Here is a 24,715-nt window from a genome sequence, read left to right as displayed (position 1 = left end):
CGGGGACAACCGGTGGCGGGCAACGCGATTCGCTGCCATGACGGTCTCGGACGGGGAGTTTCGGCAATGACGGACGGTTCGCTCTCGGTGCTCCCGCTCGCGATCACGATGATGGCCGGACCGCAGTTCGTGTCCGCGCTGATCCTGATCACGACGGCACGCGCGGTCCCGACCTCGCTCGCGTTCGTGGCGGGGGTCGCCACGGCCGCGACGGCGGGGACCGCGCTGACCACCTGGCTGGCGGGACTTCTCCCGCCCGACCCCCTCGTCTCCGGTTCGGACGGTTCCCTCTACGCCCTCGTCCAGTACGCGCTGGTGGCGCTCCTGCTGGGCATCGCGATCCGGAACTGGACGCACCGCGAGACCGCGGAACCGCCGAAATGGCTGGGATCGCTCATGTCGGCGGGACCGCGGCGAGGATTCCGCAGCGGATTCCTGCTCATCGCGTTCTTTCCGTCGGACATCGTGGTGATGTGCGTCGTCGGCCTCGACCTCGGCCGCGGCGGGGCGGGATTCGGCGCGGCGCTGCCGTTCCTCGCGGCCACCACCCTGATCGCCGCCCTGCCGCTGCTGGCCTACCTCCTCTTCCGGCGGCGGGCGGCCCGGGTCATGCCCGCCATCCGCGATTGGACGAACGACCACGGCTGGTTGCTGAACATCGTGGCGTGTCTCTTCTTCGTCGTGCTCATCGTGTTCTGACCGCTCACCGGTTCCCGCCGGGACGAACCCAGCAGCGCCGTGACCCAGCTGTGGCCGGGGTCGTCGACGAGGACGGCCAGCGCGAGCAGGGTCGCCGGTACGGAAAGCAGCGTCCCGAGCGGGCCGAGCACCCAGGCCCAGAACACCAGCGCGACGAACGTCGCCGTGGGCGACAAGCCGACGGCGTTGCCGACGTACCGCGGCTGGATCAGCGACTGCAGCACGAAGTTGATCGCGAGGTAGACCACCGCCACCGCCGCCATGGCCCGCCAGCCACCGTCGAGGAGCGCGAGGGTGGCGGGCGGGGCGAGGCCGAGCAGGAAGCCGATCGTCGGGATGTAGTTGGTCACGAAGGAAAGCAGGCCCCACAACAACGCCAGCGGGACGCCCAGCAGCACCAGCGCGAGCGCGTCCAGCGCGGCGACCACGAGACCGAAGACGGTGGTCACCACCAGATACACCCGGACGCGGCGGCCGAAGTCGCGCAGCGCCTCGGCCGTCCGCGCCCGGTCGCCCGCGATGCCGGCGACGCGGCCGTCGATGTCCGCCGTTTCGGCGCTGAGGAACAGCAACAGTCCCAGCAGGAAGACCAGGCTCGTGGTGAGCCCGGTCAGATCCCCGAGCAGGGCACCCGCGTACGAGACGAGCTTGCCGGGGTCGAGTGCCCCGGCAAGGTCCCGCAATCGGGCGGGATCGGCGCCGAACTTCGACGGCACGGCGGCGATTTCGGCGTACAGCGCGGCGATCCGATCGGCGTACCGCGGCAGGAGCGACGCGAGTTGCGCGACCGACACGATCATCGCGACACAGAAGGCGACGAGGATCCCGTAGACGAACACCACGAGCGCCGCCGTCGCCGCCCAGCGGGGGAATCCCAGGCGCCGCAGCCTGCCGTGCGCAGGACCGAGCGTGATCACGATGACCAGCGCCAGCAACGTCGGCGCCACCAGCCACGCGATCGCCTTGACCCCCGCGATACCGACCACGAGCGCCGCCGCCCCGAGCAGGGCGGCGAGCGCTCGCGGTGTCCGGGAGGTGGACTGGTCCGTCACCACGACCCGCGATCCGGGAGCTCGTCACCGTGGACGAGGACCGCCCAGATGACGGTCACGCACAGGGCGATCACGATCATCGACCACACCGGATGCGCCGATAGGAACACCAGATGGGTCACCGCGTTCCCGGCCGCGAAGAGCACCGCGACCACCCGCGCCCAGATCGCGCCCGAGAGGAGGAAACCACCGGAGACGGCCACCAGCGCGCCACCCACCACGTGGGCCCACGCCCAGCCGGTCACGTCCAGGAAGAGGGTGTACTCCGGGCCGGAGATGTAGTAGCCGCCCTGGAACAGGGCCACGATCCCGGCGATGACGTCGAAGACACCGAGCATGAGCATGACCACACTCGCGAAGACGAGCCAACCCGCCCAGACCGGGCGTATCCCTGACCGGTGCTCTCCCCGCCGGGCTTCGGTGAGATCGGCTTCGGCACCCCACTGCGCGCTCATTTCCGCCCCGTTCCCGGTGCGCCGGCGGTCTGCGGTTCCTGTTCCGTCGCGAAACTCTCCCGCAAGGCGTTCTCCTGTTCGGTGTCCAGGTTCGTGAAGAGCAGTTCCGGCGCTTCGTCACCGGTGAAGGCGTCCCGCACCTTGTCGATGACCGCGCCCGAAGTGAGCAGGAACAAGGCCGACGTGCCTTCGGTGACCTCTCCCCTGACCTGCTTGATCAGGTCGTCGTCGATGCCGTAGTCCGACGTCAGGCCGCCGACGGCACCCGCCGCGGCACCGAGGGCCGCGCCGAGCAGGGGCACGAGGAAGATCAAGCCGAACAACAGTCCCCAGAACGCGCCGCTCAGCGCGCCGCGTCCGGCCAGGTCGCGCAACTGGCGGAGTTTCGGTTTGGACGCTCCTTCCGGCCACGACACCGTCGCGGCGTCGTGTACCGAGATGAGCTGGTTCTTCGCCAAGCGCTTCACCGTCTCCGCCGCGCCGTCCGCGCCCTCTGCCGAGCGGAACAACCAGATGGTCAACGTGTCCACGACTCACCGTCCCTTCTGAAACCGGGTGATCTGACGGTGGCCATCGCACAGCGGCGACAGGGGTGCGCACATCACCTGAGACGGATGAGCGTCAGCACGGCCGCGCGGCCGGGAACTCATCCGTCCCGGGTGACGCCCCGCCCGGCGGAACCGGCTCAGGCTGGTCGGAAAAGCCCCTTCCGGCAAGGAGTTTCGCGTGAACCATCACCATCCACCCATCGCCGACCACGGGTTGATCGGCGACCTGCGGACCGCCGCGCTGGTGAGCACCGGCGGCGCGATCGACTGGTTCTGCTGTCCCCGCTTCGATTCCCCAAGTGTGTTCGGCGCGCTCCTGGATCCCGACGGCGGCCACTGCCGGGTCCGGCCCGTCGGCGAGCCGTACACCTCGCGCCAGTTCTACTTCCCCGGCACCGCTGTCCTGATCACCCGGTTCACCACCAGGCTGGGCACCGGTGAGGTCATCGACTTCATGCGCCCGGCGATCGGGGCGCATTCCGTCCGGGGCCACCGGCTGATCCGGATGATCCGCTGCGTGCGCGGGCACGTCGAGTTCGCCGTGGACGTCGTGCCGCGCTTCGACTACGCGCGACGGCCGCACACCACCACCGTCACCGCGGACGGCGTGCTCTTCGACAGCGGGCCGTCCGCGCTGACCCTGCACGCGGTCCGGGAACCGGGGGATCCGCAACTGGCCCACGCCCACGTCATCGAAGGCGGTGTCTACGGTTCGGTCACCCTGGAAACCGGGCAGGTCCGCGGTTTCGTGCTCGAATCGGACGGCGGGGAACCGCGCGCCACCCGGGTCACGGAGATCGAGCGGGCCTTCGAGGACACCGTCGCCTTCTGGCGTGACTGGCTGAACCACTCGACGTACCGGGGGCGCTGGCGCGAGATGGTCGAGCGGTCCGCGATCACCCTCAAACTGCTGACCTACGCCCCGACCGGCGCGATGGTCGCCGCGCCGACCACGAGCCTGCCGGAACAGATCGGCGGCGAACGGAACTGGGACTACCGCTACACCTGGGTGCGCGACGCGTCCCTGGCGGTCTCTTCGTTGCTGGCACTGGGATTCACCGGCGAAGCGATCGCTTTCGCCCGCTGGCTCCGGGAACGCCAGGCGCGCGGCGACGGCGGGCTGAAGATCATGTACCGCGTCGACGGGTCACCGGATCTCATGGAGGAATCGCTCGCGCACTGGGCCGGGTACCGCGGCTCGGTGCCGGTGCGGATCGGCAACTCCGCGGCAGGCCAGCTTCAGCTCGACGTCTACGGCGAACTGCTCGACACCGTCTACCAGGCCGATCGGCGGGGCGCCGGGATCGGGCACGAAGGCTGGAAGGCGCTGGCGGATCTGCTCGATTGGCTCGCGGCGAACTGGGATCAGCCGGAAGAGGGGATCTGGGAGACGCGGGAGGGCAAGGCCGACTTCACCTACGGCAGGGTCATGAGCTGGGTCGCCTTCGACCGCGGCATCCGCCTCGCGACGGCGCACGGCCGCCCCTGCGCGCTCGACTTCTGGCGCGGCGAACGCGACCGTGTGTACGACCAGATCTGGGCGCACGGCTGGGATCCGCTCAAGCAGGCCTTCGTGCAGCGGTACGGTTCCGACTCGCTGGACGCGTCGCTCCTGCGCATGGCCGACGTCGGTTTCGTCGCTCCGCGCGACCCGGGCTGGCTGACGACGCTGGCGGGCATCGAGCGGGAGCTGGTCACCGACAGCCTCGTCCACCGCTACGACCCGGACGTCTCCCCCGACGGCCTGCGCGGGAACGAGGGGACGTTCTCCCTGTGCACGTTCGGCTACGTCACCGCTCTCGCCCGCGCCGGATATCCGGAGAAGGCGCGGCTGGTGTTCGAGAAGATGCTGACCTACGCGAACCACGTCGGCCTGTACGCCGAGGAGATCGGCCCGACCGGGGAGCAGCTCGGCAACTTCCCGCAGGCGTTCACCCACCTCGGGCTCATCGACGCCGCGCTCACCCTCGACGGCGCCCTCGGGTGAGCCGGTACGCGAAAAGGGGCCGTTCCCGGGCGGCTACCCCGGGAACGGCCCCTTTCGCCGCTCAGCCTTGCGAGATGTAGGCCTCGAGCTGTTCCTGGCTTTTCTCCAGCTGCTCCATCCGCGTCTTCACGACGTCGCCGATGCTCACGATCCCCGCGAGCCTGCCGTCCACCACGACCGGGACGTGCCGGATGCGGCGTTCGGTCATCAGCACCGACAGCTGGTCCACCGAGTCCTCGGGTGTGCAGCTGGCGACCATCTTCGTCATGATCGCGGACACCGATCCGTCGAGCAGCTGGGGCCCGCGCTCGTTGAGTCGTCGCACCACGTCCCGTTCGGAGACGATCCCGACGATCCCGCCCTCGGCGTCGACGACCACCAGCGCCCCGACGTTGTGTTCCGCGAGTCTCTCGAGCAGTTCGGTGACGTTCGTCTCCGGCGAGACGGTCGCGACGGCCGCCCCCTTGTTCCGCAACAGATCGGAAATCCGCATACGCGCTCCTCCCGGATGGGTGACCTGAGTCACTCCAGGTTATGGCCTGATCGTCACCCGCGAAAGTCCGGAGAGTCCGATTCGAGACCCAGCCTGGTCGCGAGCGCCGCGTATGCCTCGACGATCCCGGTGCCGTAGGGGTCGTCGCCGAGGGCGCCAAGGGTCCCTCTGCCGAGTTCCCACTGGGCCTTCGCGGCCTCGTGATCACCGAGTTTGCGGTAATCCTCGGCGAGGTTCAGGTGCAGCGAGGGATAGAAACCGCGCACGGCGAGGGTCGCGTGATACTCCTGGGCGCGTTCGTCGGTCAGCGAATCCGCGGCCGCGAGCGCGCGGAGGTCCCAGGCGAGTTCGTCGGCGGGGTCATCGCAGACGTCGGCCATGTAGTGCGCGAGCGCGCACCGGTGCAACGGGTCGCCGTCCGCGCCGATCCGCTCCCACAGCGCGGCGAACTTCTCGCGCGCGCCCGCCCGGTCCCCGGAGATGTGCAGCTGGAGGCCGGTGTGGACCTCGGCCATCACGTCGTCGGTCATTCCACGTCGGCGGCCGGTGCCGCCCAGGTGTTGCACGCCGACGTCGTCTTCCCGGAGAACCCGGCCTTCGCCCACTTCAGCTGGTTGCGGCGGCTGCCGTGGGTGTCGCTGTCGTCGGTGCGGCCGTAGTCGGCGAGCGCCGCGTTGGCCAGCGAGTTGCTGATCGAACCACGACCGGAGGCGGCCGCGAGGGCGAGCGCGCCGAAGCAGTTGGCCTGCAGTTCGATGCGGCGGACGAGTTCCTTGTCCGCCGGGCTGTCCTCCTCCGGCGACGACATCTTCTCCGCGGCCGCCGTCAGGATCCCGCTGGACCGCTGGACATGGTGCCCGTACTCGTGGGCCATCGTCGCGAGGTGCCGGGACCGTTCGAGGCCCGCGTCCCCGAGCATCCATTCGGTCGGCGCGTAGATCGTGGTGTCCCCGCCGCAGTAGTAGGCGACGGCCTCGTTCTCGCTCGGCGCCTTCCCGCAGGCGCTGGTCTCGGGCAGCGTCACCTGCACCGTCGCCGTCAGCGTGGGCTCGTTCGCCTGGTCCAAGGCCGGTTTCCAGGCTTCGGCGAGACAGGAGGCGAAGGTCTTGTAGTACGTCTCCAGCTTGGCGGGGTCACGGCTGATCGACGGCAGGCGGCAGGTGACCGCGCCGAGTACGACGCCCTCGGCCAGCAGCGGGTTCGTCTCCAGCTCCCGCACCTCCTTGGGCGCGGGTTTCGCGGCGCCGGCCTCCCTCTTGGTCCCTTCGGAGGCGAAGGCTCCGTCCACCGGGAAGGCGTGGCCGTCGATCTTCCGCGGTCCGCCCGCGATGGCCATCCCGGTGGCGGTCAGCGCGGCGACGACGAGCACGCCGACCAGTGCGGTCCCCTTGCCCCGGCGGCTTCCGGGAGGAGGTGGCGGGGGCGCGAACGGTCTGGGTACCTCGTCGGTGCCGGTCATGGTCTCCCCCAAGCGTGCGAGCCTCCAGCATACGGAGGAAGGCAGGGGCAGACGTAGAGACGCACCGGAAACGGACACCTGGTGGCGCCAGGACGGACCGCCCGGCGAGACTGTCAGCATGAGTGACGAGGACCCGTACCTGTGGCTGGAAGACGTGACCGGCGAAGAAGCGCTGGACTGGGTGCGAGCCCGCAACGCCGAGGCTCTGGCGGAATTGGCAGGCGGTGAGCGGTTCACCGGAATCCGTGACGAGGTCCGCGAGGTCCTCGACGCCGACGACCGGATCCCGTACGTCCGGCGCCGCGGCGGCCATCTCTACAACTTCTGGCAGGACTCAGCCAACCCCCGCGGCCTGTGGCGGCGCACCACCCTCGAGCAGTACCGGCTCGACGCGCCGGAATGGGAGCTCCTGCTCGACGTCGACGCGCTGGCCGAGGCCGACGGCGAGAACTGGGTATGGCAGGGCGCGGCCGTCCTCCGGCCGGGCTATCACCGCGCGCTGATCGAACTGTCGCGAGGCGGCGCCGACGCGACTGTGGTCCGCGAGTTCGACCTCGACGAACGCCGCTTCGTCGAAGACGGGTTCTTCGTGCCCGAAGCCAAGACCAGGATCGGCTGGATCGACTTCGACCGCGTCTACATCGGCACCGATTTCGGTCCGGGGACGCTGACCAGCTCCGGCTATCCGAGGCTGGCGAAGGAATGGCGGCGCGGTACCCCGCTCGAAGAGGCGACGGTGGTCTTCGAGGGCAAACCGGACGACGTCTCGGTGTCCGCCCACCATGACCCGACCGAGGGATACGAGCGCGACTTCGTCTACCGGTCGATCGACTTCTACCGCACCGAACGGTATCTCCGGACACCCGGCGGCCTCGAACGGATCGAGGTCCCCGAAGACGCCCAGACGTCCTCACACCGCGAGTGGCTGCTGATCCGGCTCCGGTCGGACTGGACCGTCGACGGCACCACCTATCCGTCCGGGACCCTGCTCGCCTCCGGGTTCGACGCCTTCATGGCGGGCGAGCGCACCTTCACGACACTCTTCACCCCCGACGCGCACACGTCGCTGGAGTACTGGGTGTGGACGCACAACCACCTGCTGCTCTCGACGCTGTCCGACGTCCGGACGGAACTGCGTGTGCTCACGCCGTCGGAGGGCTGGCGTTCCCAACCGCTCGCCGGCGCCCCGGAACTGGGCACCGCGCAGATCACCGGCACCGACCCCGACGTCAGCGACGAGTACCTGCTCGACTCCAGCGGCTACACCCAGCCGTCGACACTGAGCTACGGGCACGTCGGCGAGGACGTCGAAGTCCTCAAGCGCGCTCCCGCGTTCTTCGACAGCGACGGCATGACGGTCTCGCAGTACTTCGCGACGTCGGAGGACGGCACGAAGATCCCGTACTTCGTCGTACGTCCTTCGGGCGCCGAAGGCGGGCCGACACTACTGACCGGGTACGGCGGCTTCGAGGTTTCGCTGACCCCCGGCTACAGCGGCGTGATCGGCCGCGGCTGGCTCTCGCGCGGCGGCACCTACGTCGTCGCGAACATCCGCGGCGGTGGCGAATACGGGCCCACCTGGCACACGTCGGTCATCAAGGCCAAGCGCTACAAGGTGTACGAGGACTTCGCGGCCGTCGCCGCCGACCTCGCCGAGCGCGGCATCAGCGAACCCGGCCGCCTCGGCATCCAGGGCGGCAGCAACGGCGGACTGCTGATGGGGGTCATGCTCACGCGCTACCCGCACCTGTTCGGCGCGATCGTGAGCCAGGTGCCGCTGCTGGACATGAAGCGGTACCACAAACTTCTCGCGGGCGCGTCGTGGATGGCCGAGTACGGCGACCCCGAAGACCCGGCGGAATGGGACTACATCGGGAAGTACTCGCCCTACCAGAACGTCCACAGTGGAGCCGCGTATCCGCCGGTCCTGTTCGTCACCTCCACCCGGGACGACCGGGTGCATCCCGCGCACGCGCGCAAAATGGTCGCGCGGATGCTGGAGCAGGGGCACGACGTGCGCTACCACGAGAACATCGAAGGCGGCCACGGCGCGGCGGCCGACAACGAGCAGCTGGCGTTCAAATGGGCGCTGATGCTCGAATTCCTGTGGGAGAAGCTCGCCGCCTGACCCCTCCCCCGCGCCGCCGGATGTCATGAGGGGTCCCCATAGGACGATTTTCGTCCTATGGGGACCCCTTATGACACGACCCGGGTCAAGCGGTCACGCGCGCCAGCACCACCCCGCCCACGATCAGCGCCAGCGCGGCGAACCGCCCGAAGCTGACCGGGTCCTTGTGGACCACGATGCCGAACACGATGGCGCCCACCGCGCCGATGCCGGTGAACACGGCGTACGCGGTCCCCACCGGCAGCGAGTCCATCGCCCGGGAAAGCAGGTAGACCGCGGCGACGCCGAGCACGAAACACAGCACGGTCGGCCAGAACCGGGTGAAGTTCTCCGTGGGCTTGATGCTCTGCGACCAGGCGACCTCGACGACTCCCGCCAGGACCAGGATTCCCCAGCCCATCAGACCGCCGTTCCGGTCGACGCCAGCTTTTCGGCGCCCAGCAGCGCCTGTTCCCGCGACGCGATCCGGTCGGAATCACGCGGGCTCAACCGCGGGTCGACGAGGGCGTTTGTCAGCTCGGAATGCAGGAACGTGACGTCGCGGACGTCGTAATGCCCGGCGAAGAAGTCCCGAAGATAGCGCTCGTGGTGGTCGACCGGCTCGCGCGGCGTTCCCGGCAGGTAAGTACCGCCACGCGCGCCCGCGACCACGAAAGCCTTGCCCGGCAAGGACATTTTCGGGAACGTCACCTGGTCGATCCACAGCTTGAGCGTGGCGGGGATCGAGAAGTTGTACATCGGCGCCCCGATCAGCACGACGTCGGCGGCGAGCAGCTCGGCCAGCAGCGGCTCGATGACCGCCCATGCCTCCCGCTGCTCCGGCGTCTTCACCACCGAGGCGTAGCCGTCCGGATCGGTGATCCCGGCCTGGAGGAGGGCGTCGCAGATCTCGGTCCACGCCTGGCCGATCGGCGGCACCGGCTCGGCGGCCAGGTCACGGTAGGTGTAGCCCGCGCCAGGGTGCGCGGCGCGCCAGACCTCGGCGAAGCGAGCACTCAGCTCGCGGGAGAACGACGCGCTGCGGGCGCTGGAGTCGAGGTGAAGAAGGTGGCTCATCGGGCCTCCCGGACCAGGAAGTGGACACGGCGTCCACTTGCTTCGCCGGGTACAAGTGGACGTCGCGTCCGGATATTCCCTAGGCTGCGGACATGCCGACGGAAGATCTGCTCGCGAACGGTCCGGGACGGGAACGCTCGGATGCCGCCCGCAACCGCGCGAAGATCCTGAAGGCCGCCGAAGAGCTCTTCGCCGCACGTCCGGCCGCCGACGTCACCATGGAGGACATCGCCAAGGCGGCCGGGGTCGGCCGGGCCACGCTGTACCGCCGCTACCCGGACCGCTCGGCGATCGCCGTCGCCCTGCTGGACGAGCACGAGCGGGAACTGCAGGAACGGCTGCTCACCGGCCCTCCCCCACTCGGCCCCGGCGCGCCGCCCGCCGAGCGGCTGGCCGCGTTCTACGCGGCGATGACCGGACTCCTCGACCGGCACGCCCATCTGGTGCTCGGCACCGAGGTCGGGCATTCGCGGTTCACCACCGGCCCGTACCGGCTCTGGCGCACCCACGTCCGTTTCCTCGCCGAACAGGCGGGCGCGAAGGATCCAGACGCGCTTGCCGACATCCTCCTGGCCCCGCTCGCGCCGGAGGTGTTCCTCTACCAGACGGGCGAGCTGGGCCTGAGTCCCGAGCGGATCACAGACGCGCTCAGCGAACAAGCGCGGCGCGCGTTGTCCTGATCAGCCGGCGAGGCCGTCGACGACGGCCTTCATCACGGCCTGCCAATGCTCACGTTGCGCGGCGCGCTCTTCCGGCCCGGCGAGCCGCTCCTGATGGAAGACCACCACCGTCTTGCCCGGCCCGGCCGGACGGAGTCCCACCTGGACGGTGCTCTCGTGATCCCAGTCCTTCGGCCTCCAGGTAAGCCGGATCTTCTCCTGTTCGCGATAACCGCGGACCTCGCCCACAGTGCCTTCGGCCGTCTCGTACGGCGCGCCCTTCTCCGGTTCCAGCCGCACATCGCCCAGCCAGGTCGCCAGACCCGGACCCGAGAGGTACTCCCAAACCTGTTCCAGCGGATACGCCACCGTCTTGGACACGCCGATCTCCCAGCCCGCGTCCTTCGTCTTGCCGATCATCTCGCCTCCGCCGTAACCGTCTTACCTGGTTTCTGAAACCGACTATAGTGGTTACATGACTCCGGGAACAAGACCGCTCGTCAGCGCCCAGGGTGAGCGGTACCGGTTCGATCCGGGCTGCCTCAGCCTCGAACTCATGCTGACTGGTGGCCCCGGCCCCTATGAGCGTTACGAGATCGCGCACACTCCGGCCGCCCTCGCCGAGTGGTTCACCGGCTCCCGGCTGGCGCTGACCGCACCCCTGACCGACGTCCGGATCCGGCCCGCCGAACTCACCGCGCTCAAGGAACTCCGGGACACCCTCTACCGCGTGGCACCCGCCCTCGCCCGTGGCGAAGCGCCGTCGGACGACGACCTCGCCGTGCTGAACAGCGGGACCGCGGAGACCCCGAGGCCGCTCGTCGACCCGAAGACCCGGCGACTCGCCTGGGCGCCGCCCGTCACCGGCGAGCAACTCCTCGGCGCCGTCGCCCGCGACGCCATCGGCCTCGTCGCGGGCGACCGGTCCGGCCGGGTCCGCGAGTGTTCCGCGGACGACTGCCATCTGCTCTTCTTCGACACCTCGCGCTCGGGCAACCGCCGGTGGTGCTCCATGGAACGCTGCGGCAACCGCGCCAAGATCCGGGCGTACCGCGCGCGGACCGAGAGCGCCTGATCGCTACGATTCCCGGCGATGCAAGGTGAGGCGAAACTGGAACAGCGCGTCGTAGAGACGGCGGAAAAGCTGCTGTCCAAACGGAAGTCGGTGACCGCGCTCGACGTCCTGACCGGCATCGGCTGGCTGCCGGAGAACGTCGTGAAGGCCTGGCAGCAAGGCCGGACCCCCGACCTGACGACGGCACTGCCGGTCAGTAAGGAAAAACTGAGCTTCGCCCTCGGAGCACTTCAGCGCTGGGCCGGCGCGAACGGGCTCGAAGGCTCAGAAATCGAGCACGTCGCCGCGACTCGTGACCGGGCCGCACTGACGGCCGCTTCGGGAGAATTCGCCGGTCTCGAACCGCTTTTCCGGACGCACTGGATCATGCCGGGACTGTCCGAGGCCAAACGGGCTCAAGTCGTGGCCAGACAGCAAAAGGCCCCCGACCTCGTCGTCTGGGTCGCGCTCAAGGAGTGGACCTGTGCCGAGTGCGGCGGTACCGGCGACCTGCAGTACCTGGAGAAAGAGGTACCGCATTGCCTCGACTGTGCCGACTTCGGCCACCTGGTCTTCCTCCCGTCCGGTGACGCGACCCTGACCCGCCGGGCCAAGAAGGCGAGCCGCCTTTCCGCCGTGGTCACGCGGTTCAACCGGTCCCGGAAACGCCAGGAGCGGCAAGGAATCCTGGTCGAAGAAGAGGCGCTTCGCAGCGCCGAGGAACAGTGCTTCGCCGATGAGGACGTCCGGGAACGACGTCGCGTGCGTGACCGCGAACGCCGCGCCCACGAGGACGTCGAATTCATCGCCCGGTTCCACACCGCGATCACCGAGATGTTCCCCGGCTGCCCGCCGGAGCGGGCGCGCGCCATCGCCGAACACGCCGGTCAGCGCGGCAGCGGCCGCGTCGGCCGATCGGCCGCCGGACGGGAACTGGCCGAACGAGCGGTGTTCCTCGCCGTCGTCGCCTCGATCCGGCATCTCGACACCGACTACGACGATCTCCTCATGGCCGGGGTGGAGCGGCAGGCCGCCCGCGACCGCATCCGCTCGACCATCGACGCGGTGCTCGAACGCTGGCGTTCCTGAGGCCTGTCACGTTCCGGGCGCGGGTCTCGTCCAGGGAGCATGTCCTCCGCCTACCTCACCGTCGCCATCGTGACGATCGTGGTCAACGCCGGGATCGCCGCCGCCGACTTCGCCCATGCCCCCTTCGTCCTCAAGAACTCCGCCGAGGTGAACGTCCCGCGATCCTGGATCCCGCCCCTGGCCTCCCTGAAGGCGGCGGGAGCCGTGGGGCTGCTGCTCGGCCTCCTCGGCGTGCCTTTCATCGGAACGGCCGCCGCGGCCGGGCTCGTGCTGTTCTACCTCGGCGCCGTCCTCACCCACCTGCGCGCCCGGGTGCTCTACAACATCGCCTTCCCCGCCGGTTTCCTCGCGCTGGCGGTGGCGACCTTCGTCCTCGATCTCACTCAGACCGGCTAGGGACCGAAGTGGTCGGCGTGGACGTGGCCGCTAGGCCTGCTGGCGTCGACAGCGAGCAAAGACCCCTTCGCAAGCAGAAGGAACTTCGAAGGCCCTTGCTCGCGAAGATCGCGGATCCGCTGGGTCAACCGGGCACGCTCGCTCACCAGTCCGGCCAAGTCGATCCGGAACAACGATCCGCCTTCGTCGGCGATCGCGAACCCTCCCGCCACGGACGCGACCGAGGCGACGAACCGCCGGTCGTGCTGGATCCTCCACCGTTCGGCGCCGTCCGACGGGTCGACCACCGTGTAGCCACCACGCCGCCCGGCCAACCAGAGCAAGCCGCCGCACAGGTCGACCGCTCTGGGCGCGAGATCACGCTCGGCACGGAAGACGATCTCGGCTTTCGCCTCGGCAGGGACGATGCGTACGACCAGCCGGTCGCCGCATCGCGTGAGGAAGCCGCCGCCCTCCACGCGAAAGGCAGGCCCGACATCGGGGCCGGCCAAGGGCTCGGGCAAAGACCACGTGGTCAGCTCCCGGCCGTCATCTCGATCGATCAGCCTCACGGAGTCGCCGCCCGGCTCGCCGAGAAGGAAACCGGCCTCGGTCACGGCGGGCAAGACCGTGCCGCCGTGCGTCCCCGCGCGCCAACGCGGGACACCGGTGCGGAGGTCCACTGCGGACAGTGGCGTATAACCGCGCCAACCGCCCACCAGCACGAGTTCTTCGTCCACCACGACATGACCGGCGAACGAGCCGGGCTCCGCTTGCCAAATGTCTTCGCCTGTTTCGACGTCCAGGCAGAGAAGCCCGCCGGTGTTCTGCGGGATCACCAGGCAATGCGGTTCGGCGACCACGACGGCACGCGGCCAGGTCCCGACCGGGACGTCCCAGCGCACCGATCCTTCGACAGGATCCAGACCGACCAGTCTCGTGTTCCGCTCATGCACGACCAGGTGCTGCTCGGTGACCGCCATCGCGGACGGCGAACCGGCTTGGTGCAGCGGCCGTTCCCAGCGGACATCGAACACGAGATCAGTTCAGCAGCGGACGGGCCACCGCACAACCGGATTCGCCGACGCCTGCTTCGGCGAACGACGTGGGTCGTCCGCCGAAGCGGGCATCAGTGTCAGCTGCAGCCGGAGGTCGCTCCGCACCCTTCACAGGCGTAGCACGAGCCGGCGGGCCGCATCTTGGTGCCGCACGTCATGCAGAGCGGCGCGTCGGAGGCGGTGCCGAGGTTCAGCTCCACCAGTTCCGCCGTCGAATGCGCCACCCTGGCGGGCTCCGCGGCAGAAGAGTCCACAGTGGACCGGAGCGCGTCGATGTCGACGTTCTCCGGTTCCGTGGCGGGAGCGGAGCCGTAGTTCGCCTCGACCTGCGCCGAGCGCTCGTCGGCGGTGAAGATGCCGAGCTGCGAACGCTTCTCGTAGGGCAGGTAGTCCAGCGCCAGCCGGCGGAACAGGTAGTCCATGACGCTGGTGGCGATCCGGATGTCCGGGTCGTCGGTCATCCCGGCGGGCTCGAAACGCAGGTTGGAGAACTTCGAAACGTAGAACTCCAGCGGGATCCCGTGCTGCAGGCCCACCGAGATCGACATCGAGAACGCGTCCATCACGCCCGAGAGGGTCGAACCCTGCTTGCCGAGTTTCACGAAGATCTCGCCGAGCCCGTCGTCCGGGTAGGAGCCGGCGTGCAGGTAACCCTCGGCGCCGCCGACGGTGAACGACACCGTCTGGCTCGGGCGCTTTTTCGGCAGGCGCTTGCGGACCGGCCGGTACTCGACGACCTTTTCGGCCTCGGGTTCGGCCTTCTCCTTCTTGCCGGTGGACAGCGGCTGGCCGACCTTGCAGTTGTCGCGGTAGATCGCGAGCGCCTTGAGGCCGTACTTCCAGCCCTGGAAGTAGATCTCCTCGACCTCTTCGACGGTCGCCGACTCCGGCATGTTGACCGTCTTGGAGATCGCGCCGGACAGGAACGGCTGCACCGCGGCCATCATCCGGACGTGCCCCATTGGCGCGATGGACCGCTCCCCCACCGCGCAGTCGAACACCTCGTAGTGCTCCTGGCGCAGGCCGGGCGCGTCGACGACGTGGCCGTGCTGGGCGATGTACTCGACGATCGCCTCGATCTGTTCGCCCTGGTAGCCGAGCGCGGCCAGGGCGCGCGGGACGGTCTGGTTGACGATCTGCATCGACCCGCCGCCGACCAGCTTCTTGAACTTGACCAGCGAGAAGTCCGGCTCGATACCGGTCGTGTCGCAGTCCATCATGAAGCCGATGGTGCCGGTGGGCGCGAGCACCGAGGCCTGCGCGTTGCGCCAGCCGCCGGCCTCGCCGAGTTCGATGCCGCGTTTCCATTCCTGGGTCGCGAGCGCGCGGACGGCGGCGTCGTTCGCGTGGTAGGTCCGCACCAGTTCGTTGGCGGCGGCGTGCTTGCGCATGACCCGCTGGTGCGCCTCGGCGTTGCGCGCGTATCCCTCGTACGGCCCGACGACCGCGGCGAGTTCGGCGGAACGCCGGTACGAGACACCGGTCATCAGCGAGGTGATCGCGGCGGCGAGCGCGCGGCCCCCGTCGGAGTCGTAGGCGTGGCCCAGCGCCATCAGCAGGGCGCCGAGGTTCGCGTATCCGATGCCCAGCTGGCGGAACTTGCGTGTGGTGTCGCCGATCGCCTCGGTCGGGAAGTCGGCGAAGCAGATGGAGATGTCCATCGCGGTGATGACCAGCTCGACCGCCTTCGCGAACAGCGGCGCGTCGAAGCCGCCGTCGGCGGTGGCGAACTTGAGCAGGTTCAGCGAGGCGAGGTTGCAGCTGGAGTTGTCCAGGTGCATGTATTCCGAACACGGGTTGGACGCGGTGATCCGGCCCGATTCGGGGCAGGTGTGCCAGTCGTTGATCGTGTCGTCGTACTGCAGCCCCGGATCCGCGCATTCCCAGGCGGCCTGCGCGATGGTGCGGAACAGCTTCTTCGCGTCGACCCGGTCGATGACCTCGCCGGTCATCCTGGCCCGCAGGCCGAATTCGCCCTGGGTCTCGACGGCCTGCATGAACTCGTCGGAGACGCGGACCGAGTTGTTCGCGTTCTGGTACTGGACGGAGGTGATGTCGGAGCCGGAGAGGTCCATGTCGAACCCGGCGTCGCGGAGGACCTTGATCTTCTCCTCTTCGCGGGCCTTGGTCTGCACGAACTCCTCGACGTCCGGGTGGTCGACATCGAGGACGACCATCTTCGCCGCGCGCCGGGTGGCGCCGCCGGACTTGATGGTGCCCGCGGAGGCGTCCGCGCCGCGCATGAACGAGACCGGACCGGACGCGGTACCGCCGGAGGACAGCAGCTCACGCGAAGAACGGATGCGGGAGAGGTTCAGGCCCGCCCCGGAGCCGCCCTTGAAGATCAGGCCTTCCTCGCGGTACCAGTTGAGGATCGACTCCATGGTGTCGTCGACCGCGAGGATGAAACACGCCGAGACCTGCTGCCTCGACGTCGTGCCGACGTTGAACCACACCGGTGAGTTGAAGCTGAACACCTGGTGCAGCAGCATCCAGGTCAGCTCGTGCTCGAAGACCTCGGCGTCGGCGGGGCTCGCGAAGTAGCCGTGTTCGCGGCCGGCGCCGACGTAGGCGTGGACGACGCGGTCGATCAGCTGCTTGAGGCTCTGCTCTCGCTGGGCCGAACCGACGGCGCCGCGGAAGTACTTGCTGGTGACGATGTTCGTCGCGTTGACCGACCAGAAGTCGGGGAACTCGACACCGCGCTGCTCGAAGTTGACCGTGCCGTCGCGCCAGTTCGTCATCACGACGTCCCGCTTCTCCCAGGTGACCTGGTCGTACGGGTGGACGCCCTCGGTGGTGAAGACGCGCCGCACGGTGAGCCCGCCGGTCTGCTTCTTCTTCCCGTTCGTCCGCGTTGTGGCCGGGTTACCTGTTCCCACGGTCTCGGTCATGGGTCTTTCCCTCACTCCCACGCGGGAGGCGGCATCAGCCGTCTTTCGCGTCTTGATCGCTCTCGTCCGGTGCGGCAGCCATGGCCTCACGAAGGTCCGAGATCTCCTTCTCGAAGTCCTCGACCGAGGAGAAGGAGCGGTAGACACTGGCGAACCGGAGATACGCGACGCCGTCGAGTTCACGCAGGGGACCCAGGATCGCCAGGCCTACCTCGTGACTCGGGATCTCCGCCAGCCCCGCCGACCGGATCGATTCCTCGACCCGCTGCGCGAGCTGCTGCAGCGCGTCGTCGTCGACCGGCCTGCCCTGGCAGGCGCGTCGCACCCCCCGGACCACCTTGTCCCGGCTGAACTGCTCGGTGACCCCGGACCGCTTGACGACGGCGAGCACCATCGTCTCCGAAGTGGTGAAGCGCCGGCCGCAAGCGGCGCACGAGCGCCTCCGCCGGATCGCCTGACCCTCATCCACCTCTCGGGAGTCGACGACCCGAGAGTCCGCATGCCGGCAGAACGGGCACCTCATCCGCCGATCACCTTCCCCTCCGCGCCGGCCGGTCCCCGAGTGGACGCCCGCCCCCGCCGCCACGCAACGACGGGAAAGACCGACCTGTGGATCGATCTGTGGACATCCGGTGGGTGAACACCGGCCAGCTGTGGACAACTGGTACCGAGTCTACCCCAAGCTATGGACCAACTACAGCCATGTAACTACTACATATAGCGGTGGAGACTAGATCGCAGGTGGGGCGCACGCAAGCGCAACCGCGGGGCCGATCGGACACGAAAGGGGACATCACCCGCGGTGGGTGAGAGTGGCTTCCAGGCTCACCTCCCGCCCTCGGCGACCTCGGCCGCGACCGGCACCGTGAGTGGCAGTCCAGGCACGAGAACGGCGTCTTGCAGGGAGTTGAGTTCCTTGATCTTGGCGACGACCGCGCCAGTGTCGCTTCCTGGCGCGAATCGCGCCGCGAGATCCGACAGCGACTCACCACCCGAAACGGACACCGTGGTGGTCCGCTCGGGTACCGCGGTGCCGGGAGTGCCCGCCAAGAACAGACCCAATCCGGTGACGACACCGGCGACGAGAAGGGCCATCGCGACCAGGGACGGCCAGCGGAGCGGGAGCCTCCGGGGCGCCGGGCAACCCGGGGCGGCGGTGGCGACACCGGGACGGCGGCCCGCCACGACCCGCGCCCGTGACGGCGGCCGCAGCGGCTCGGCACGCCCGCCCCGAACCACCCGCACGGGCCGGGTCACCCCTGCCGGAACGGGCCCGGGGGTACTGGTCCGCACCAGTCCTCGATCGGCCAGGATCGACATCGGAACCTCCTCGCAGTCCTGCTTCACTCAGGTCCAGCGCCGGGCGGGCCCGGCGATCAAGATCGAACACGCGTTCTATCGAACGCCCGTGCGAATGTGTACCACCTCCCCCCGACAAAAATCGAGCGACACGGCGTGTCCATCGAACAGATGTTTGAAATCGTCGTCCCGGCGGGCTAACGTCGTTGACCAGGGCGTCTGCTGTGCGGACGCCGCCGGTGCCGTGGGGCGGTGAAGATCGTCCGTCACCGGCGAAGACAGACGAGGACACGCGAAGTCGGTCCGGGCGACCGGACGTACTGGGAGGCGGCGCAGGAGATGAAGGAGCGAGACGGTGGCTAAGGAGAGCAAGGCAGGGAACGCGCCTAGGCGCTCGGGCAAGGTGCGCGCCTTGCCCGAGGTCTACGAGGTGGACGAGACCCTGACCGTGCGGCAGCAGCAGGTGCTCGACGTGATCAAGCTGTGGGTGAGCCGGTTCGGTTACCCGCCGAGTGTGCGTGAGATCGGCGAGGCGGTCGGGCTGACCTCCACCTCGTCGGTGTCGCACCAGTTGCAGGCCCTGCAGCGCAAGGGTTATCTGCGACGCGACCCGAACCGCCCGCGTGCGGTGGGCGTCCTCGCCGCGACGGACGACAACCCGATGGGCATCGACGTCGAGCAGCCGCCGTCGGCCGCGAAGGCCGCGTACGTGCCGCTCGTCGGCCGCATCGCCGCCGGTGGGCCGGTACTGGCCGAGCAGGCGATCGAAGACGTCTTTCCCCTGCCGCGGGAGATCGTCGGCGAGGGTGAGCTGTTCCTGCTCAGCGTCACCGGTGACTCGATGGTCGACGCCGCCATCACCGACGGCGACTGGGTCGTCGTGCGCCAGCAGCCCACGGCCGATCCCGGCGAGATCGTGGCGGCGATGATCGACGGCGAAGCCACGGTCAAGACGTTCAAGCGCAAGGACGGCCACATCTGGCTGATGCCGCACAACGAGGCGTACGAGCCCATCCCGGGTGACGACGCCACGATCCTCGGCAAGGTCGTCGCGGTCCTTCGCAGGCTTTAGTCAGGAGCCGTTTCAGTCCAGAGCCGGAGCACGCCGGGATCCCGGGTCACGAGGCCACGGGTCAGACCCGGCAAGCTTCGGCCGGCTCGACCACCTCTTCGCGGGGTGGTCAGGCCCGCCGCTTGCGGAGCCTGCCGACCAGGAGCAGACCGCCGATCACGACGATCGCGGCGATACCGACCTGCGCGTACGGGAAATCGGATCCCTGGCCCTTGCCACCGGCCGCGGCGGTCCCGCCCGAGGTGCCGCCCGTGGCCGCGGCGAGTGCCGCCGCACCCTTCACCGCGCGGATCTGCTCTCCGACCCCCTCCCCGCCGGACAGCAGGGTCCCGTCCGGATCGAAGGCGAGCGCCTCCCCCTGCTTCTCGTTCGGCAGGGGCACGCGCAGGGGTTCTCGTTGCAGCGCGCCCGCCAGGTCCCCGTCGGTGACGGAGTAGAGGTAAGCGTCGGTGTAGGTGCGCAACGCGACCACCGACCCGTCGGCCATCGACGCCGCCCCGGTCACCGTCATCGAACCGATCGAGCCGACCGGCCCGCCCGGGGTCGAGGTTTCCTTGATCTGCAACGAACCCACGCTTTCCAGCGGGGTCGGGCCGGGACTGGCGAGCGGACCGGTGGGCCGGTAGACCTTCGCGTCGCCGAAGACGTCCTTGGTGATCAGGTACGGCGTGCCCGAACGATCCATGATCAGCGCTTCGACGTCGTGCTGGCCGTCGGGGTAGGTGAGCCGGTGCAACGTCGCCTTGCCCTGTGGGGTCAGCGAGATCAGCGCGACGGTGTCCCGCTTCTTGCGGTTGTCGCCGGTGTCGGAAAGCCAGAAGGTGCCGTCGGCGGTGCGGGCGAGGTCTTCGGGATCGTAGGGATCCGTCGGGGACGAGATGACCTTCTGCACCTTGCAGTCGCGGCCGAGCACGAAGATCTGCGTCTTGGTGCCGCCGTCGTTGAGGGCGTACAGGTGTTCGCCGTCCGAAACCAGGCCGGACAGCTCGCTGAGCCGGGAATCGCGGTTCGCGCACACCGGCTGCGGCGCCGGGACCTCTTGGGCCATGGCGGGAGCCGTCCCGCCGACGAACGTCCCCAGCACGACCGCCGCCGCGACAATCCCCCGCACATCCACCTCCGTACCGTGGAACCCCTGAAGCCCCACACTACGGAGACGTCCGAGACGGCGTGCAGTTGACTCGTGAGTGGTAATGACGGTTAGAACCGTCATTACCACTCACGACTACAGAGGTGAGCCGTTCGTCTGGAAGTCGCTCAGCGCCGCGGCCAGCTCGGGCCGTCCCCGGACGAGCAACCGCGTACCGGTCTCGACGTGCTCCTCTTCCAGCACCTCGCCGTCGGCGTGGGCGCGGGAGACGAGTTCGCCCCGCGAGTACGGGATCAGCACCTCGACCACGATCTCCGGCCTCGGCAGCCGCTCCGCGATCGCCTCGGCCAGCTCCGTGATCCCGGTGCCGGTCCGCGCCGACACCTGCACCGAACCGGCCAGCTGGTGCCGCAACCGGGCCAGCGACACCTCGTCGGCGGCGTCGGCCTTGTTGATCACCAGCAGCTCCGGCGGGAGCGGCTCGGAACGGCGCTTCGTGATCTCCGCGAGCACTTCACGCACCGCGTTGACCTGCTCTTCCGGCGTCGGGTCGGCCCCGTCGACGACGTGCACGAGCAGATCTGCGCTCGCCGCCTCCTCCAGCGTCGAGCGGAACGCGTCCACCAGCTGGTGCGGCAGGTGCCGCACGAAACCGACGGTGTCGGTCAGCGTGTAGGTGCGGCCGTCGGGCGTCTGAGCCCGCCGGGTCGTCGGGTCCAGCGTGGCGAACAGCGCGTCCTCGACCAGCACCCCGGCACCGGTCAGGGCGTTGAGGAGGCTCGACTTGCCGGCGTTGGTGTAGCCGACGATCGCGACGCTCGGCACCTCGTTGGCCACCCGGCGACCGCGTTTGGTCTCGCGGATGGTGTCCATCGCGGCGATCTCCCGGCGCAGCTTCGAGACGCGCTTGCTGATCCGCCGCCGGTCGGTTTCGAGCTTCGTCTCACCGGGACCACGCAGGCCCACACCGCCGTTGGCGCCACCGGCGCGGCCACCGGCCTGCCGGGACAGCGCCGCACCCCACCCGCGAAGCCGCGGGATCAGGTACTGCAGCTGGGCCAGCTCGACCTGCGCCTTGCCTTCCTTGGAGCTCGCGTGCTGCGCGAAGATGTCGAGGATCAGGGCGGTGCGGTCGATGACCTTCACCTTGACCTTCTCCTCCAGCTGGCGCAGCTGGCCGGGTGAGAGTTCACCGTCGCAGATCACCGTGTCGGCCCCGGTGGCCTCCACGATGCCGCGCAGTTCCTTGACCTTGCCCGAGCCGATGTAGGTGGCGGGATCCGGGCGGATCCGCCGCTGCACCAGGCCTTCCAGCACCTCGGAGCCTGCCGTTTCGGCCAGCCGGGCGAGTTCGGCGAGCGAGGCCTCGGACTGGAGGGCGCTGCCCTCGGTCCACACACCGACCAGAACGACGCGCTCCAGGCGCAGCTGCCGGTATTCGACCTCGGTGACATCCGCGAGTTCGGTGGACAGGCCCGCTACCCGGCGGAGCGAGGCGCGGTCCTCGAGCTCCAGTTCGCCGGTCGAAGGGTCCATGTCGTTCAGATCGTTGTGTGTCAGTTCCGTCATCGTGCCTCCATGGTCCCACGTTTCGGCGGCGGGACCGAATTCATTACCTGCTGGGATACTTCGACAGGTAGATGGCCGTGCGTTTCGCGTCCGGGTCGACCGGCCGGGAGATGAAGTCGTCGACAAGCTCCATCAGCCGTGTCTCGAACTCCGCGATCTGGTCGTCCGGTACCTGGACGACCATGCGCGTCTGCTGAACCTCGTCGAATCCCACGTCGGCGATCTCGGCCAGGTATGCCTCGAAGATCGCCTGATCGATCCCCCTGTCGCGGGAATCAAGATGCCAGGACAACCCGGTCGAGCGATACGGAATTTCTTTCGCACCGCGCGTGCCGCGTCTCGGCGGGAGCGCTTCGAGGAACCCGGTGTCGACGAGCTTGCGTACATGGTGAAGCGTCGTCGCCGGGTCGCGGCCGAGCCGCTCGGCGAGCTCCTTGTTGGTCAGCGCCTCGGAATAGGTCAACCGGATGATGCGCAGCCTTATTCCGGAGGCCATCGCGGCGATCTCGGCCTCGGTGGCGGCGCGTCGTTGAGTAGGCACGGCGACAGCCTAAGGCGATAAGTGATTGACAGTTTCCAATCACTCGGGCCAAGGTGGCGGAGTGCGCAGAGACTCCCTCTTCTTCCACGCGGACTTCCGGCGGCTCTGGGCCGGTGACACGGCCAGTCAGGTCGGCGCTTTCGCCGGTCACACGGTGATCCCCCTGCTCGCGGCCACCGTACTGGCGGCGACGCCGTTCCAGATGGGCCTGCTGACCGCGGCCGAGACCGTCGCGTTCCTGATCATCGGCCTGCCCGCCGGGGTCTGGGTGGACCGGATGCGGCGGCGGACGCTGATGCTGCGGGCCGACTTCGTCCGTGCGGCGCTGCTGTTCACCATCCCGCTCGCCTGGTGGGCGGGGGTCCTCTCGCTGACGCAGCTGATCGTGGTCGCCACGCTCGTCGGCGTCGCGACGGTGTTCTTCGACGTCGCGTACCAGTCGTATCTGCCGTCACTGGTCGGCCGGGAGCAGCTGCTCGAAGGCAACGCGAAACTCCAGGCCAGCCAGTCGGTCGCGTTCCTGACCGGTCCCGGGATCGGCGGCGGCCTGGTGCAACTGGCCGGCGCGGCCAACGCCGTGCTGATGACCGGGGTGGGTTTCCTGACCTCCGCGCTGTGCCTGCTGCGGATCCGCACCGTCGAAGAGGTGCCCGAGCGGCATGAAGACGCGAAGCTGCTCCCCCAGATCGCCGAGGGGTTGCGGTTCGTGTTCACCGACGCGGCCCTGCGCTCGATCGTCGCCTGCACCGCGACCGCGAACCTGTTCAACGGCGCCTTCACCGCGGTGGAGATCCTGTTCCTGAACCGGGAACTCGGCCTGTCACCGGCGGCCGTCGGCCTCGTACTGGCGACCGGTGGCGTGGGCGGGATCCTCGGGGCGATCGTGGCCGGGCGCATCACCCGGCGGATCGGGCAGGCGCGGTCGATCTGGTTCGTCCCGCTGCTGACCTGGCCGTTCCAGCTGCTGCTCCCGCTGGCCGCGCCGGGCTGGCGGATCGTGCTGTTCCCCGCGGCGCTGGCGATCGCGGGGTTCGGGATCATCGTCTACAACGTCGCGCAGGTCTCGTACCGGCAGGCCGTCTGCCCGGACCGGCTGCTCGGCCGCATGAACGCCAGCGTGCGCTTCGTGGTGTGGGGGATGCTGCCGCTGGGCGGGCTGATCGGCGGCGTGCTGGGTGAGGCGATCGGGATCCGGGGCACGCTGTGGTTCGTCGCGGTCGGCGAGACGGCCGCGTTGCTGTGGGTGGTCTTCTCGCCGATCCGGAAGCTCCGCGACCTGCCGCGCGAACCTGTCGCGGTCGGCTAAGCGCCGAGCCCGGCCCACCAGGTTTCGTCGAGTTCGCCGCGGGCGACGATCTCCGCCGGTCCGGTCAGCGTGGACGCGCCCCGGCGGATCCCGACCACGACGCGACCGCCTGGGATGTCGACGGTCGCTTCGCCGGTGTCGGTGCCCGCGAGGTGCAGGGCGGCCGCCACCGCGGCGACCGTGCCGGTGCCGCAGGACCGCGTCTCGCCGACCCCGCGTTCGTGGACGCGCATCTTCAGCGCGTTGTCGCCCAGCAGGTTGATGAACTCGAGGTTCACCCCGTCCGGGAACACGTCCGAGTCGAAGTCCGGCTGGTCACGCAGGTCCAGTTCGTCGACGTCGTCCTCGACGACCGACACCAGATGCGGGTTGCCGACGTTCACCGCGACACCGGAGAACGGCTGCCCCGCGACCACGGTGACCGAGGTGCCGGTGATCGTCGCCTGCCCCATTTCCACGGTCACCGAATCGTCCGCGTGCATCCGCACCGGCCGGTCGCCCGCGCGGGTGCCGATGACGAAGTCGCGCTCGGACACCAGCCCGGAATCGACCAGATGGCGCACGAAGACGCGGACGCCGTTGCCGCACATCTCGGCGATGGAACCGTCGGCGTTGCGGTAGTCCATGAACCATTCGCCCGCGGACTCCACGCCCAGGGCGGCCGACCGCACGATCCGGAGCACGCCGTCGGCGCCGAGACCACGCTGGCGATCGCACAGCGCCGCCACCCGCGCTTCGGTCAGCTCGAGGCGGCCGTCGGGGTCGGGAAGCAGCACGAAATCGTTCTGTGTGCCGTGTCCCTTAAGGAATTCGATGCCGCCCATGACCTCAA

25 protein-coding genes and 1 pseudogene are annotated in these 24,715 nt (G+C 69.1%); 9 read left to right on the top strand and 17 right to left on the bottom strand.

Going from position 1 to position 24,715, the window contains the following annotated elements; genetic code table 11:
- Positions 1-66: 66 nt before the first annotated feature.
- Positions 67-630: pseudogene (locus SD37_RS41950) on the top strand (GAP family protein); the annotation flags it as partial.
- On the opposite strand, the gene SD37_RS43735 reads toward SD37_RS41950, so the two are convergent.
- Genes SD37_RS43735 through SD37_RS12910 form a run of 3 tightly spaced genes read right to left on the bottom strand, consistent with a single transcriptional unit; the run spans position 576 to position 2,736 of the window.
- A complete protein-coding gene (locus SD37_RS43735) occupies positions 576-1,754 on the bottom strand; it encodes an AI-2E family transporter (RefSeq protein WP_063774593.1) in 1,179 nt (392 codons plus the stop codon). The pseudogene SD37_RS41950 and the gene SD37_RS43735 overlap by 55 nt on opposite strands.
- Positions 1,748-2,206 carry a DUF7144 family membrane protein gene (locus SD37_RS12915; protein WP_044854246.1) on the bottom strand — a complete coding sequence of 153 codons (459 nt, stop codon included), beginning with the start codon at positions 2,204-2,206 and terminating at the stop codon, positions 1,748-1,750. Before SD37_RS12915 ends, SD37_RS43735 begins: the two co-directional genes overlap by 7 nt.
- Positions 2,203-2,736, bottom strand: coding sequence for a DUF1269 domain-containing protein (locus SD37_RS12910; protein WP_044854245.1), 534 nt, complete (start codon positions 2,734-2,736; stop codon positions 2,203-2,205). The genes SD37_RS12915 and SD37_RS12910 overlap by 4 nt, the downstream gene beginning before the upstream one ends.
- Before the next feature lie 196 nt (positions 2,737-2,932).
- Here SD37_RS12910 and SD37_RS12905 point away from each other — a divergent pair, with 196 nt between their 5' ends.
- Positions 2,933-4,741 (top strand): glycoside hydrolase family 15 protein, encoded by a 1,809-nt coding sequence (locus SD37_RS12905; protein ID WP_083254956.1) that lies wholly within the window; start codon positions 2,933-2,935, stop codon positions 4,739-4,741.
- A 61-nt stretch (positions 4,742-4,802) separates the two neighbouring features.
- On the opposite strand, the gene SD37_RS12900 is transcribed toward SD37_RS12905, so the two are convergent.
- Genes SD37_RS12900 through SD37_RS12890 form a run of 3 tightly spaced genes read right to left on the bottom strand, consistent with a single transcriptional unit; the run spans position 4,803 to position 6,693 of the window.
- The gene (locus tag SD37_RS12900; RefSeq protein ID WP_037304170.1) at positions 4,803-5,234 is read right to left on the bottom strand and encodes a CBS domain-containing protein; all 432 of its coding nucleotides are present in this window, start codon (positions 5,232-5,234) and stop codon (positions 4,803-4,805) included.
- 53 nt (positions 5,235-5,287) lie between these two features.
- The gene (locus tag SD37_RS12895) at positions 5,288-5,764 is read right to left on the bottom strand and encodes a hypothetical protein (protein ID WP_044854244.1); all 477 of its coding nucleotides are present in this window, start codon (positions 5,762-5,764) and stop codon (positions 5,288-5,290) included.
- On the bottom strand, positions 5,761-6,693 hold the full coding sequence (locus SD37_RS12890; RefSeq protein WP_044854243.1) for a neutral zinc metallopeptidase: 933 nt from the start codon (positions 6,691-6,693) through the stop codon (positions 5,761-5,763). The genes SD37_RS12895 and SD37_RS12890 overlap by 4 nt, the downstream gene beginning before the upstream one ends.
- Before the next feature lie 118 nt (positions 6,694-6,811).
- On the opposite strand from SD37_RS12890, the gene SD37_RS12885 reads away from it, so the two are divergent.
- Positions 6,812-8,821 carry a prolyl oligopeptidase family serine peptidase gene (locus SD37_RS12885; protein WP_044854242.1) on the top strand — a complete coding sequence of 670 codons (2,010 nt, stop codon included), beginning with the start codon at positions 6,812-6,814 and terminating at the stop codon, positions 8,819-8,821.
- Between the two features lie 85 nt (positions 8,822-8,906).
- On the opposite strand, the gene SD37_RS12880 is transcribed toward SD37_RS12885, so the two are convergent.
- Together SD37_RS12880 and SD37_RS12875 are read right to left on the bottom strand one after the other, a co-directional pair.
- Entirely contained in the window at positions 8,907-9,221 is a 315-nt protein-coding gene (locus SD37_RS12880) for a DMT family transporter (protein ID WP_044854241.1), read from the bottom strand.
- Complete coding sequence (locus SD37_RS12875; RefSeq protein ID WP_044854240.1) at positions 9,221-9,877, bottom strand: FMN-dependent NADH-azoreductase; 657 nt, start codon at positions 9,875-9,877, stop codon at positions 9,221-9,223. Before SD37_RS12875 ends, SD37_RS12880 begins: the two co-directional genes overlap by 1 nt.
- Before the next feature lie 92 nt (positions 9,878-9,969).
- Between SD37_RS12875 and SD37_RS12870 the strand changes: the two genes are divergently transcribed.
- Entirely contained in the window at positions 9,970-10,557 is a 588-nt protein-coding gene (locus tag SD37_RS12870; RefSeq protein WP_044854239.1) for a TetR/AcrR family transcriptional regulator, read from the top strand.
- Here the strand turns inward: SD37_RS12870 and SD37_RS12865 are convergent, their stop codons facing one another.
- Positions 10,558-10,956, bottom strand: a complete 399-nt coding sequence (locus SD37_RS12865) for an SRPBCC family protein (RefSeq protein WP_044854238.1) — start codon at positions 10,954-10,956, stop codon at positions 10,558-10,560.
- A 55-nt stretch (positions 10,957-11,011) separates the two neighbouring features.
- Here SD37_RS12865 and SD37_RS12860 point away from each other — a divergent pair, with 55 nt between their 5' ends.
- Genes SD37_RS12860 through SD37_RS12850 form a run of 3 tightly spaced genes read left to right on the top strand, consistent with a single transcriptional unit; the run spans position 11,012 to position 13,075 of the window.
- Entirely contained in the window at positions 11,012-11,611 is a 600-nt protein-coding gene (locus SD37_RS12860) for a CGNR zinc finger domain-containing protein (protein ID WP_044854237.1), read from the top strand.
- 18 nt (positions 11,612-11,629) lie between these two features.
- Positions 11,630-12,679, top strand: a complete 1,050-nt coding sequence (locus tag SD37_RS12855; RefSeq protein ID WP_044854236.1) for a DUF2293 domain-containing protein — start codon at positions 11,630-11,632, stop codon at positions 12,677-12,679.
- A gap of 39 nt (positions 12,680-12,718) precedes the next feature.
- Entirely contained in the window at positions 12,719-13,075 is a 357-nt protein-coding gene (locus SD37_RS12850; protein ID WP_044854235.1) for a DoxX family protein, read from the top strand.
- On the opposite strand, the gene SD37_RS12845 is transcribed toward SD37_RS12850, so the two are convergent.
- The 4 genes from SD37_RS12845 to SD37_RS43730 all read right to left on the bottom strand — a co-directional run bounded on the left by SD37_RS12845 (position 13,072) and on the right by SD37_RS43730 (position 18,326).
- Positions 13,072-14,091, bottom strand: coding sequence for an outer membrane protein assembly factor BamB family protein (locus SD37_RS12845; protein WP_044854234.1), 1,020 nt, complete (start codon positions 14,089-14,091; stop codon positions 13,072-13,074). The two genes, SD37_RS12850 and SD37_RS12845, sit on opposite strands and share 4 nt — an antisense overlap.
- Positions 14,092-14,189: 98 nt before the next feature.
- On the bottom strand, positions 14,190-17,006 hold the full coding sequence (locus SD37_RS12840) for a vitamin B12-dependent ribonucleotide reductase (protein ID WP_044854233.1): 2,817 nt from the start codon (positions 17,004-17,006) through the stop codon (positions 14,190-14,192).
- A gap of 34 nt (positions 17,007-17,040) precedes the next feature.
- Positions 17,041-17,529 carry a transcriptional regulator NrdR gene (nrdR, locus tag SD37_RS12835; protein ID WP_037304189.1) on the bottom strand — a complete coding sequence of 163 codons (489 nt, stop codon included), beginning with the start codon at positions 17,527-17,529 and terminating at the stop codon, positions 17,041-17,043.
- A 302-nt stretch (positions 17,530-17,831) separates the two neighbouring features.
- Positions 17,832-18,326, bottom strand: a complete 495-nt coding sequence (locus SD37_RS43730) for a LysM peptidoglycan-binding domain-containing protein (protein ID WP_044854232.1) — start codon at positions 18,324-18,326, stop codon at positions 17,832-17,834.
- 334 nt (positions 18,327-18,660) lie between these two features.
- On the opposite strand from SD37_RS43730, the gene lexA reads away from it, so the two are divergent.
- Positions 18,661-19,377 carry a transcriptional repressor LexA gene (gene lexA, locus SD37_RS12825; protein WP_037304190.1) on the top strand — a complete coding sequence of 239 codons (717 nt, stop codon included), beginning with the start codon at positions 18,661-18,663 and terminating at the stop codon, positions 19,375-19,377.
- 109 nt (positions 19,378-19,486) lie between these two features.
- Here the strand turns inward: lexA and SD37_RS12820 are convergent, their stop codons facing one another.
- The 3 genes from SD37_RS12820 to SD37_RS12810 all read right to left on the bottom strand — a co-directional run bounded on the left by SD37_RS12820 (position 19,487) and on the right by SD37_RS12810 (position 22,577).
- Entirely contained in the window at positions 19,487-20,488 is a 1,002-nt protein-coding gene (locus tag SD37_RS12820) for an SdiA-regulated/phytase-like domain-containing protein (RefSeq protein ID WP_044854231.1), read from the bottom strand.
- A gap of 114 nt (positions 20,489-20,602) precedes the next feature.
- Entirely contained in the window at positions 20,603-22,036 is a 1,434-nt protein-coding gene (gene hflX / locus SD37_RS12815) for a GTPase HflX (RefSeq protein WP_037304192.1), read from the bottom strand.
- A 43-nt stretch (positions 22,037-22,079) separates the two neighbouring features.
- Positions 22,080-22,577: an ArsR/SmtB family transcription factor gene (locus tag SD37_RS12810; RefSeq protein ID WP_044854230.1), complete on the bottom strand. Its 498-nt coding sequence runs from the start codon at positions 22,575-22,577 to the stop codon at positions 22,080-22,082.
- A gap of 61 nt (positions 22,578-22,638) precedes the next feature.
- Here SD37_RS12810 and SD37_RS12805 point away from each other — a divergent pair, with 61 nt between their 5' ends.
- Positions 22,639-23,883, top strand: coding sequence for an MFS transporter (locus tag SD37_RS12805; RefSeq protein ID WP_044854229.1), 1,245 nt, complete (start codon positions 22,639-22,641; stop codon positions 23,881-23,883).
- Here SD37_RS12805 and dapF read toward each other — a convergent pair.
- The gene (gene dapF, locus SD37_RS12800) at positions 23,880-24,707 is read right to left on the bottom strand and encodes a diaminopimelate epimerase (RefSeq protein ID WP_083254955.1); all 828 of its coding nucleotides are present in this window, start codon (positions 24,705-24,707) and stop codon (positions 23,880-23,882) included. The genes SD37_RS12805 and dapF overlap by 4 nt on opposite strands.
- Positions 24,708-24,715 lie beyond the last annotated feature (8 nt).

The organism is Amycolatopsis orientalis (assembly GCF_000943515.2).
Taxonomy (GTDB): domain Bacteria; phylum Actinomycetota; class Actinomycetes; order Mycobacteriales; family Pseudonocardiaceae; genus Amycolatopsis; species Amycolatopsis orientalis.
The sequence above is the reverse complement of the archived record's forward strand: the minus strand, read 5'-3'. Positions and strand labels throughout refer to the sequence as shown.